This window comes from Olleya sp. ITB9 (genome assembly GCF_001315805.1).
GTDB classification, from domain to species: Bacteria; Bacteroidota; Bacteroidia; order Flavobacteriales; family Flavobacteriaceae; genus Olleya; species Olleya sediminilitoris.
Genome location: NZ_BCBW01000025.1, coordinates 1 through 12,365, shown reverse-complemented (window position 1 = coordinate 12,365; position 12,365 = coordinate 1). Strand labels below are relative to the sequence as shown.

Genomic DNA, 12,365 nt, shown 5'->3' with positions numbered 1-12,365 from the left:
TATAGCAATTTATTTTTGGGCGTTACCCACTTTTGCTTTTAGTAGCAAAAGTGCGTCAGGCTTTCCGTTACAATCTTTTTGCTCGTGCCTCTCAAAAAGGATTTCCACATCAATCCTTAACGCAACCTATCTGTAAAGTTACGTCTCTAAAAAGGGTTGTTTTCTCTTTGTTAGGGGAAAACAATTAGTCCTCTTAAAATAGTATTTAAACGGTTTAAGTTCGATTTTAGTAAGGTATATAAATCCAGTCAAGTTGGATTAAATATTACGTTGTGTAAGTAAGGTAGTTGTCAAATTTTTCAATAAAAAAAAGGCTAATTGTACAATTACAATTAGCCTTTTTTTTATAAAGTATGCGTTTTATTTTTCTAATAAATACTCGAAGTAATCCATTTTATCTCCAACATCAAGTAATAGTTTTTGAGCCATTCCAGCGTTAAGTTCTAGTACAAACTGAGCAGGAGTGTTAGACGGTAAACTAGTCTCATCCATTGGTTTTGCATTTTCCTGAAAACTAACAATACGTTTGTTGTGATCAAAAAATATTAGATCTAAAGCAATACGTGTGTTTTTCATGTAAAAAGAGCGTTCTCTAACCTCAGGAAACACAAATAACATACCTTGGTCATCCTTCATGCTATCACGATACATTAAGCCTGTCTGTATTTCGTAATCACTTTTAGCAATCTCAATATTAAATACCTTTACAATAGTGTCTGTAGTGCCTTTAAAAATAGTTAATTCCCCTTCTTTTTTAAAGTCAACTTTTGTAGGCTCAACTGTTTTGTCTTCTTTACAAGCATTAAAAACTAAAACTGAACTGCATAATACGACAACAGTAAAAAATTTTGTATATAATTTCATTATTTAGTAGTTGTTTTTGGTTTAAAAGCAAACATAAAATATAGTCCAATTAATATAAACGGAACACTTAACCATTGTCCTGTGTTAAGACCAAACCAGTTAATAAACTCGTCACCTTGTGGTTCTTTAACAAACTCTACAAAAAATCTTACACTCCAAAGTAGTATTAAAAATAAACCAAATAAAAATCCGGTTTGGTCCTTTTTAGTCGTTTTTGTGTAAACAAACCAAAGGATTAAAAACACAAAAATGTAACTAAACGACTCATACAATTGTGCAGGATGCCTAAACGGAACAGCTTCTAGTAAAGACGCCATATTTGGATTGTCAGTAATAGAAGCGTAGGCTTTTTTAACATCCTTAATTCCTGTTTTTTGAACAATTTCATATTTGTTGTAGTACTCTTGCACAAATCTAACACCAAAGTCAGAGTCTGTTATTTTACCAATAATTTCAGAGTTTATAAAGTTTCCAATTCTTATAAAAACAGCTCCAGAGGCTACAGGTATTACAATACGATCTAAAATCCACATCATAGATTTGTATTGGTATTTTTTACGGTATAAATACATACCTATTATTATACCAATTGCTGCACCATGACTAGCTAGTCCTTGAAACCCTTGAAACTCAAAACCACCTACAAATTTAAATGGCAAAATAACACTTAAAGGATCTTGGCCAATTAGTTCTGGCTGATAAAATATTACATGTCCTAATCGTGCACCAAGCATGGTAGCTAAAACGGTGTAAATAAATAATGGATCTAAAAATTCTAGATTTACTTTTTCGCGTTTAAAAATACGTTTCATTATAGCGTGTCCAATCACAAATGCTGCGATCCACATTAGGCTATAAAAATGAATTTTAAAATTTCCTATTATATCGATTCCTGTTAAAGGATTCCAATCGAATTTAAGTATATACATAGTTTGATTTTTGGAGTTGTAAATATAGTATTTATGCTTTATTAATTAGAATTACTTGACAAAGGTTTAGCAATAAATTAATGTTTATGCTAATTCTTGGCGCAAGTGCGTTAAGGATGGAAGTGGCATCCTTTTTTATTTTTCTTAAAAAAGATATAACGGACAGCCTGTTAAAACGCCCAAATTATTAATAAAAGTATTTATGGTACTGGGTCGTAACCGCTTCCTCCCCATGGATGACAACTAAAAATGCGTTTAATACTAAGTTTTAGTCCTTTTAATAATCCGTGTTTTTGAAGGGCTTCTTTGGTGTAGTGTGAGCAAGTTGGTTGGTATCTGCAAGTTGCAGGTGTAAATGGAGAGATGAGGTTTTGGTAAACCTTAATGAGAAATAAAAATGGTGCTAATATTATTTTTTTCATGGTATAAAAAATCCTCTCCATTGGAGAGGATTTGATGTATTTAGTTTGTCGTAAAAGTTGTGCCATCTTTACCGTCTTTAAGTTGTATTCCAGCTTCGGCTAGCTCATCTCTTATTTGATCTGATAAAGCAAAATCTTTATTGACTCTGGCTTCTTGACGTAGTTTTATTAATAATTGTACAGCTCCAGATAATTTGTCTGTACCAGCTCCAGCTTCGGTTTTATCATTTTTTAATCCTAAAATATCATAAACGAAGGCATGGATTGTTGTTTTTAAATCCTCAAGGTCTGTTGCGTTTAATGTTGCGCTTCCTTCTTTTATTTGATTGATGTATTTAACCGCTTCAAATAAATTGGCAATGACAATAGGTGTATTGAAATCGTCATTCATGGCGTCATAACATTTTTGCTTCCATGTAGCAATGTCTAATGTTGATGTTTTTGAAGCTTTTAAATGGTCTAATTGATTAACACCATCCATTAATCTGTTATATCCTTTTTCGCTGGCTAAAAGTCCATCGTCAGTAAGGTCTAAAATACTTCTGTAAGACGATTGTGCTACAAAAAACCTAATAACACTTGGTGTGTAAGCTTTGCTGAAAAATTTGTTGTTTCCGGATAAAAGCTCGTCTGGATTTACAGTGTTTCCTGTAGATTTTGACATGCGTTGTCCATTAAGCTCTAGCATGTTGGCGTGCATCCAATAGTTTACTGGAGATTTGCCTAATGCTGCTTGGTTTTGCGCGATTTCACATTCGTGATGTGGGAATTTTAAGTCCATTCCTCCACCATGAATATCAAATTGATCTCCAAGATATTTAGTACTCATTGCTGTACACTCTAAATGCCAACCCGGAAATCCATCACTCCAAGGAGATGGCCAACGCATAATGTGTGTTGGTTCGGCTTTTTTCCATAAAGCAAAATCTTGAGGGTTTTTCTTGTCTGATTGTCCGTCTAAAGCTCTTGTGTTATGGATTAAATCTTCAAGTTTACGCTTGCTTAGTACTCCGTAATTATTAGTTTCATCATATTTGTGAACATCAAAATACACTGATCCATTAACTTCATAAGCAAAACCATTATCTATTATAGTTTTGATAAGTTCTATTTGTTCAATGATATGTCCAGTTGCTGTAGGCTCTATACTTGGAGGTAAAAAATTAAAAGTGTTTAATATATTATGGAAATCAACGGTGTAGCGTTGCACGACTTCCATAGGTTCAATTTCTTCTAATCTTGCCTTTTTTGTGATTTTGTCTTCACCTACATCTGCATCGTTTTCTAGGTGTCCAGCATCTGTTATGTTTCTTACGTAACGTACTTTAAAGCCTAAGTGTTTTAGATATCTAAAGATAACGTCAAAAGACATAAACGTCCTAACATTTCCTAAATGCACATTGCTATATACTGTAGGTCCGCAAACATACATACCAATATAACCTTCGTTAATAGGTTTGAAATTGTCTTTTTCGCCAGTTAGCGAATTGTATATTTTTATGTTTTGATGTTTGTAAAGTTCCATTAGTAATTAGTGAAATTTAGTATCTAGTTTAATGTAATCTAAAAATTCGCGTTTAGTTTCTTTGTTTTTAAATTGACCTCCAAATTCTGAGGTCACTGTGCTGCTTTCAATATCTCTGATACCTCTAGAGTTAACACATAAATGTTTAGCGTCAACAATACAAGCAACATCTTCTGTACCTAAAGCTTCTTGCAATTCTTTAACAATTTGAATGGTTAGGCGCTCTTGTACTTGTGGTCGTTTTGCATAATAATCTACAATTCGATTCATTTTAGATAAACCTACAACAGTACCATTAGATATGTACGCTACATGAGCTTTCCCTACTATAGGTAAAAGGTGGTGCTCACAAGTAGAATAAACAGTAATGTTTTTTTCGACTAACATTTCACCATATTGGTATTTATTGTCAAATGTCGAAGCTTTGGGTTTTTTGTCAGGATGTAAACCTGAAAAAATTTCGTTTACAAACATTTTAGCCACACGATTAGGTGTCCCTTTTAGACTATCGTCTGTTAGGTCTAACCCTAAAGTTTGCATAATGCTGGTCACATCTTTTTTTATACTGTTGATTTTATCAGTATCTGATAGTTCAAAAGCATCTGCTCTTAAGGGTGTATCATGATTTGTACTTATATGGTTATCACCAATTTCATCATGATCATCTATGTTGTTTTCAATCTTCATTTAAATAAAGTCTGTAAGTGATGTTTTTAATAATTTGCAAAGATAAACAATAAATAAATTTGTATTAGGGTAGGGAATTGTTAAATGTACTTGTTATATGTGTAGGAATTGTAAAAATCTTAATATAGATAGCTATATTAACATATTGTTAATTAAAATTTCCTTAATTTTCGACCATAATCTTATTCTTAAAAACAATGAAACTTAGAGTATTCTTAACACTATTATTTGGAATTTTGATGTTTTCTCAGCAAGGAGTAGCTCAAACTAAAACAAAACAAAAAACACAGCTAGTTAAATACGGTAAAAATGTTGACGCACCTCTTACAGCTAAAGAAATGTCAATGTTGAAGGAAGTGTATCAAGATAAGTTGAATGATTATATTTTGAATAATAAGCAAAAAGTTAAAGATTTTAAGCATCTATTAAGAAATAGGATTGAAATCAAACAAATGCCAAATATTAAAGATGAAAATAAATTCACAAGATTATCTTCCGTGGAGTTGTTTGATCATTATAACTTAAATTTAACACGAGATAAGGTTTTTAACAAATCGACTTTTAATCCTTTAAAGTATAACCTTAATTTTTTTATAATAGGTTCAAGTATCTATAAAATTGATAATACTAATTATTTCATAGTTATCAAATCTCAGACAAACAGAAAATAAATTATTCTTTTTTTTAAGAAAACATATATCTTAACTTACATACCAATGAAGAAGTTTTTAGTAGCCCTTATATTATTAAACTCATTTATATCTTTTTCTCAAGACATATTAATGCAATCCACAACAGTAAGTCAATGTGGTGGTGTGTTTTATGATTCTGGTGGATCTGCAGCAAATTACTCAGACGGAGAAAGTTTTATTTTGACAATTTGTCCAGATGTTCCAGGTCAACAAGTTCAACTAGATTTTACAGCTTTTAGTACGGAGTTAAATTCTGATACAATGACTATTTTTGATGGAGATGATAATACGGCAAATGCTTTTGGTCAGTTTTCTGGCGGAGGAGCAGCCAATAATCCTGGTTTTGTTTCTGCTACACCAAATAATCCATCAGGTTGTTTAACTATTGAGTTTACATCTAATGGAACAGCAAATGCATCTGGTTGGGCAGCAAATGTTTCATGTTTTGAACCTTGTCAAACTATAGTTTCACAATTAGATAGTTCTTCTCCAGCACCAAATGGAGATGGGTATATTTGGGTTTGTCCAAACGAATCTATAACGTTAGATGGTAGTGCAAACTTTTCAGTTGATGGTACAGGTGCTACTTATGAGTGGGATTTAGGTGACGGTAACTTTATATCTGGTCAAACAGCTACATTTTCTTATACCACACCTGGTGTATATATTGTGAACTTAAATGTCACAGATACTAATACAGATTCAGACCCAAATGGTTGTTCTAATACAAATTTAATTAATCAAGTTATTCAAGTTGGTACAGAACCAGATTTTACAGGGACAGAAGCTGTCGATAGTGTTATTTGTTTTGGAGAATCCACAACAATAACAGGAGTTGTTACTCCAACTGAATATATTAATGATTGTACTCCTCCAGTTAGTGGTGTGACCGTTTTACCAGATCAATCTGGAGCGACATATGAGACCTCTATAACAGTAGATTGCTATGAGTCTTCTCAAACTTTAACAGATGTTAGTCAGGTAGTAAGTATTTGCATTAACATGGAACATTCTTATTCAGGTGATTTAGATATCTTTATTATTAGTCCAACTGGACAGCAAACTCAGCTATACGATGGAGGTGGAGGAGGTACCTATTTTGGTGGAGCTAATAATTTAGATGATCAAACTCCTGGAGTAGGAGCTGATTATTGTTGGGCATCCACAGGAACAACCACAGTCAATAATGGTTCAACGGTTACAGCAGGAAGTAACCCACCAGGTAACTCATGGGCACCAGGTACTTATTTGCCAACAGGTGATTTTAATAATTTGTTAGGAAGTCCTTTAAATGGAGATTGGACTATTCAAGTAATTGATAACTTATCAGTGGATGATGGAACTATCTTTTCTTGGGGAATAGAGTTTGATCCTAATTTACAACCACCAGAATTATCTTTTACACCAACAACAGTAACTGAAGGATGGGATATAGATCCTTCAATAATTAATGTAACAGGAAATGATATTGTTGTTCAACCAACAACTGCAGGAACACATTGTTATACTTATAGAACTACTGATGATTTTGGATGTGAGTACACTGAGGTTGTTTGTATAGACGTATTGCCAGAAATCGATAATGGAGAACCAAATGATTTGTTTTTATGTAATCCAGGAGCTCCTCCTTATATTTTTGATTTAACTGAAAATGATGCGGTAATGACTGCTTCTTCTGCAATATCTACAGATTTAGTAATTACTTATTTTGAAACTCAAGTAGATGCTGACAATAATACAGCAGCTATAGCTACACCTGATTCTTATAGCTCTTTGGCGACATTAGGTATGCCACAAACTATTTATGTTAGAGTAGAGTATTTAAGTTCAGGTTGTTATGAGACAGAAACTTTTACATTAAACATTACTACTCAACCAATTATTAATCCGGCTCCAGATATGGAGGTTTGCGATGATGTATCAAATGATGGATTTGAACCTTTTGATTTAGAGAGTCAAAATACAGCTATTTTAGGTACTCAGTCCTCAACTGCGTTTGAAGTTACATATTACTTAACCTTTGCAGATGCAGATGCAGGTGTGTCAGGAACTGCTTTGGTCAGTGATTATACAAATACTGTAAACCCACAGCCTATATATGTTAGAGTTCAAGTATCAGGAGATGATGCATGTTATTTAGCTTCACCTATACCTGTTTTTGAATTAATTGTAAATCCAAGAGATGATGCTTCATTTATAGTAACTCCTAATTGCTCAGGAGGAACTGTTTCTGGAATAGCAACTCTAGGAGGGACTTTTGCTTTTAATCCTGATTTAGGTGATGGTGCGATTATTGATCCTACCACTGGAGAAGTGACTAATGCAGTTTCGGGTACAACATATAACATAGATTATACAACAATAGGTACATGTCCTTCTACCAATTCAGAAGAACTTATAATTCCTAATACAGATGATCCGTCGTTTACAATGACTCCAACTTGTGATGGTGGTATTGTTGATACTGAAGCAACTTCAGGAGGAACATACGCTTTTAACCCATTACCTACAGATTCAGCTACTATAGATTCTGCAACTGGAACAATAATAAACGGAACTTCTGGTACGACTTATACTGTAGAATATACTACAGCTGGAACTTGTCCTGATAGTAGTACACAAGATGTGACTGTTTATCCAGTAGAAGATCCATCATTTTCAGTTCTAGAAAACTGTGATGGAGCAACAATGAATATCTTAGGTGATTCAGGAGGTGTATTTGCTTTTAATCCTGCAGTAACAGATGGAGCAGTTATTGATTTTGTTACAGGTGAAATTACTAATGGTGTTTCGGGTGTAACATATACTGTCGAATATACAACAGGAGGACCATGTCCAGAAAATAGTTTCCAAAATGCAACTGTTTTAAATGCGGATGATCCAGCTTTTACTGTGCAACCAAACTGTGATGGAGGTATTGTAGATTCAGTAGTGACTTCAGGAGGAACCTTTGCTTTCAATCCAGCTGTTACAGATTCGGCTATAATTGATGCAAACACAGGAACGGTAACTTTGGCTACTCCAGGAAATTCATACACTATTGAATATACAACTGCAGGAGCATGTATTGCTTCAAGTACACAAATTTTAAATGTATTGTCAGCTGATGATTCTTCATTTACTTATCAACCAACTTGTGATGGTGCAATAGCGACTATTAATGGTTTATCAGGAGGAACATTTAGTTTTAATATTGCTCCTCCAGCAGGAGACACAGCTACATTGGATACTGCATCAGGATTAATTACAGGTGGAGTTTCTAACGCTAGTTATAGTGTTGATTATACTACCAATGGACCTTGTCCTACGACAACTAATCAAACAGTAACAGTTTACCCATTACCCACTGCTGTCACACCAACAGCATTATCAGTATGTGATGATGGTACACCAGATGGATTAACCAGTATAGATTTAAGTTTAAAAAACAACGAGATTAGTGGAGGTAACCCAGCGTATTCAGTGACATATTATTTGACGCAGTCAGACGCAGATTTAGAGGTTAATCCATTACCAATACCTTATGATAACGTTAGTAATCCACAAATTATATTTGTACGAGTAGAAGATGTAAACACGACATGTTATACGACAACAACATTACAATTAGAAGTAGAGCAAGCACCAGTAACCTTTCCGCCATCAGATTTAACATTTTGTGATCCAGATAGTGATGGTTTTGGAGTATTTACATTAACAGATGCAGATGCCGAAATCACAGCAGGCGCACCAGGACTAACGGTAACCTATCATGAAACGTCAAGTGATGCTCAATTAAATGTTAACCCACTAACTAGTCCATATAATAACATTGTAGAAAACACTCAATTTATTTATGTACGAGTAGAAAGTACAACCATATCAACTGCTTGTGCTAGTTATGAAACGTTAACCCTAATCGTCTACCCAACCCCACAAATCACAGACCCAAGCCCATTAGAAGTTTGTGATAACGATACAGATGGTATTGCGGTTTTTGATTTAGAATTAAATAATGCAGAGATTTTAAACCAGTTAGATTCAGATACCAGTAACGATCTAGCAACAGCAGATTACACAATTACATTTTACGAGACTCTAGCCAATGCAGAAGTGCCACAAAATGCAATAGCAACCCCAAATGCTTACGTAAACACCACACCAGATTTACAAACCATTTGGGTAAGAGTAGACGATAACGCTAATGGATGTTCAACAATAACAACAATGGATTTAGTAGTTAATCCATTACCAGTATTAGTACAACCTGATGCATTAGAGTTATGTAACGCTACCGATTTACCAGGAGAAACTAGCGCTTTAGCCCAAGAAGAATTTACTTTAGAAGATGCCAATGCACAGATTTTAAACGGACAAAGTGGTATTACGTTAACGTACTACTTCACACAATTCGGAGCCGATAATGCAACAGCAGCAGACCAAATTTTTAGTCCTTACACCAATGTTGCCAATGCACAAACCGTGTATATCAGAGCCGAAGACAATGTAACTAATTGCGTTAGTACCATTACTTTAGATTTACGAGTAAACCCAACACCATCACCACAAGCCACACCAGCAACATTAGTAGTATGTGACGATGACAATGACGGATTCTCAAGTTTTGACTTAGACAGTCAAACCACAGCAATTTTAAACGGAGAACCAGATGTCACTATTAGCTACCACGAAACAGAATCAGATGCCATCAACGACATTAATGTTTTAATAAGTCCATACACCAACATTGTAGCCAATACCCAAATGGTTTATGTACGTGCAGAAAACGACAATACAGGATGTTTTACTATCGTTATACTACCATTAGACGTACAACCCTCACCAGTAGTACCAGTAGCAATCGACGATTACGTAGTCTGTGATGATAATGACGATGGATTCAATCAATTTGATTTTGATACGGTAATGACACCTCAAATCTTAGGGACTCAAAACCCATCAGATTTCACACTAACATACCACACCACACAAGCCAATGCAGACACTGGAAGTAGTCCAATAGTCAACACAGGTAACTATACCAACGCGACCAACCCACAAACTATTTATATACGTTTAGTAAGCAATACCAATGGATGTGTTAGCACAGGCGAATTTATAATCAGTGTAGAATTTCCACCAGTAATCGTACAACCAACACCATTAACAATTTGTGATGAGTTAGACGCTAATTATTACGAAAACAATGATGAGATAGCCACTTTTGATTTAACCGTTAAAAATGATGAAATCACAGCAGGAGATGCTAGTTGGATCGTGACGTATTACGAAACACAAGCCGATGCTACCGCAGACAGTAATGCTATAGCAGACCCAACGCAATACACTAACATGATGGTCGGTACCAATCCAGCCAATCCACAAACAGTGTATGTACGTGTTACCGATGGCGACACAGGTTGTTTCTCATTCACAACCTTAACCATACGTGTATTACCCAACCCAACACCAGCACCAAACCCAGATAATATCGTGTTGTGTGATGATGTAGATGTAGTCGGACCAAACGATTTAATTGAAATCTTTGATCTAACCACAAACGAGGTAGCAACCATAAATGGCGAAGCTAACGTTAGTGCAAGTTACTACACAGACTTAGACGATGCCTTAATGGGAAGCAATCAGATTGTAGATCCAACCATGCATAGTAATGAAGATCCAAACAATCCAGGCATAGCCATTACACCACAAACTATATATGTACGTGTAACAAATGGATCAGATGCTTTAGGAACAGGCGGAACAGGATGTTTCACTATTGTAAGTTTTGATATCATGGTCAACCCATTACCAGCAGTAGTGCCAATATCAGATTATATTTATTGCGAGTTATTTAATGACGGACAATATGGATTTGATTTAGAGAGTAAAACGGACGAAATCCTAAACGGACAAGATCCAACCCTCTTTACAGTCACTTATCATGAGACACAAGCAGAAGCAGACCAATCAATGAATGACTTAGTTAGTCCATACACTAATACTAGTAATCCACAAACCATTTATGTAAACATCACTAATACCATCACTGGTTGTGATACCACAACAACGTTTGTGATAGAAGTTCAAGAAGCAGCACAAGTCAATCCAGACATGGAAAGCTTAGATTATTCAGAATGTGATGATAATATGGAAACCGATGGAGACACCACCAATGATAGTGTACAATTTGATTTAGAAAGTTTAAACGAAGAAGTATTAGACGGACAAGATCCATTAAACTACATTGTAAGTTATTATGAGTCACAATCAGATGCAGATGCAGGAATCAATCCATTACCATTATTGTATGAAAACATCGTTAACCCACAGGTAATTTATGTAAGAGTAGATAACGACACCATGGTAGACGATGGAACCGGAACCATGGTAGACAGTTCAATCTGTTACGATACAGCTGAAATCACCTTGGAAGTCGATCCATTACCAGAATTTGATTTAGAAGATAGTTATTTACTATGTATCAATACCAATGGATCAGAGGTAGTCAGCGCACCAATCATAGACACAGGATTAGATGAAACCCAATATACCTTTGAGTGGTCATTAGACGGAGTAACCCTTTCGGGAGAAACAGGAAGCAGTTTAGAGCCAACCCAAGCAGGTACTTATGAAGTTATAGTAACAAATGTAACCACAACATGTAATAACTCAGATACGACTATAGTCGAAGAAAGTGAGCCACCAACAGTAACCTATGAATTATTAACAGAAGCCTTTGCAGATGTTCACAACATAGAAGTTACAGCCACAGGAAACGGAACGGTAGCACTATATGAATTTAGTTTAGACGATGGACCATGGGAAAGTAATATCCCAAACAACGGAAGCTTTACCTTTACAGATGTAGGAGCAGGCGATCATATAATAACAGTAAGAGATATAAACGGATGTGGAGAGCGAAGTGTACCAGTATCAATCATGGACTATCCACACTTCTTTACACCAAACGACGATGGGTTTAATGACACATGGAACATCTACGGAATCTCAGATCAACCAGATGCAGTTATTTACATATTTGATCGTTACGGAAAGCTAATAAAACAGTTAAGTCCAACCGGATCAGGATGGGATGGAACCTACAATGGTAACCCAATGCCAACCAGTGATTATTGGTTTACTGTAGATTACAGAGAACCAAATGACACTAATAACACCAGAAAACAATTTAAAGCCCACTTTACCTTAAAACGATAAGACGCTTTAAAACTAATAGTGATACAAAAAAAGCCTGAACGTTATG

Annotated in this window: 7 protein-coding genes; 2 read left to right on the top strand and 5 right to left on the bottom strand. The window is 35.1% G+C overall.

The annotated features are described in order from the left end of the window. Positions 1-360: 360 nt before the first annotated feature. The 5 genes from ITB9_RS06745 to folE all read right to left on the bottom strand — a co-directional run bounded on the left by ITB9_RS06745 (position 361) and on the right by folE (position 4,427). Entirely contained in the window at positions 361-864 is a 504-nt protein-coding gene (locus ITB9_RS06745; protein WP_054851650.1) for a DUF192 domain-containing protein, read from the bottom strand. After that, entirely contained in the window at positions 864-1,793 is a 930-nt protein-coding gene (gene lgt, locus ITB9_RS06740; RefSeq protein ID WP_028606977.1) for a prolipoprotein diacylglyceryl transferase, read from the bottom strand. The genes ITB9_RS06745 and lgt overlap by 1 nt, the downstream gene beginning before the upstream one ends. A gap of 200 nt (positions 1,794-1,993) precedes the next feature. Continuing rightward, entirely contained in the window at positions 1,994-2,215 is a 222-nt protein-coding gene (yidD, locus tag ITB9_RS06735) for a membrane protein insertion efficiency factor YidD (protein WP_054851649.1), read from the bottom strand. Between the two features lie 40 nt (positions 2,216-2,255). Continuing rightward, positions 2,256-3,740 carry a cysteine--tRNA ligase gene (gene cysS / locus ITB9_RS06730; protein WP_054851648.1) on the bottom strand — a complete coding sequence of 495 codons (1,485 nt, stop codon included), beginning with the start codon at positions 3,738-3,740 and terminating at the stop codon, positions 2,256-2,258. Positions 3,741-3,746: 6 nt separating this feature from the next. Further along, entirely contained in the window at positions 3,747-4,427 is a 681-nt protein-coding gene (gene folE, locus ITB9_RS06725) for a GTP cyclohydrolase I FolE (protein ID WP_028289300.1), read from the bottom strand. 197 nt (positions 4,428-4,624) lie between these two features. Between folE and ITB9_RS06720 the strand changes: the two genes are divergently transcribed. Continuing rightward, the gene (locus ITB9_RS06720) at positions 4,625-5,098 is read left to right on the top strand and encodes a hypothetical protein (protein ID WP_054851647.1); all 474 of its coding nucleotides are present in this window, start codon (positions 4,625-4,627) and stop codon (positions 5,096-5,098) included. Positions 5,099-5,143: 45 nt separating this feature from the next. Beyond that, positions 5,144-12,319, top strand: coding sequence for a T9SS type B sorting domain-containing protein (locus ITB9_RS06715; RefSeq protein ID WP_082396097.1), 7,176 nt, complete (start codon positions 5,144-5,146; stop codon positions 12,317-12,319). Positions 12,320-12,365: the final 46 nt, after the last annotated feature.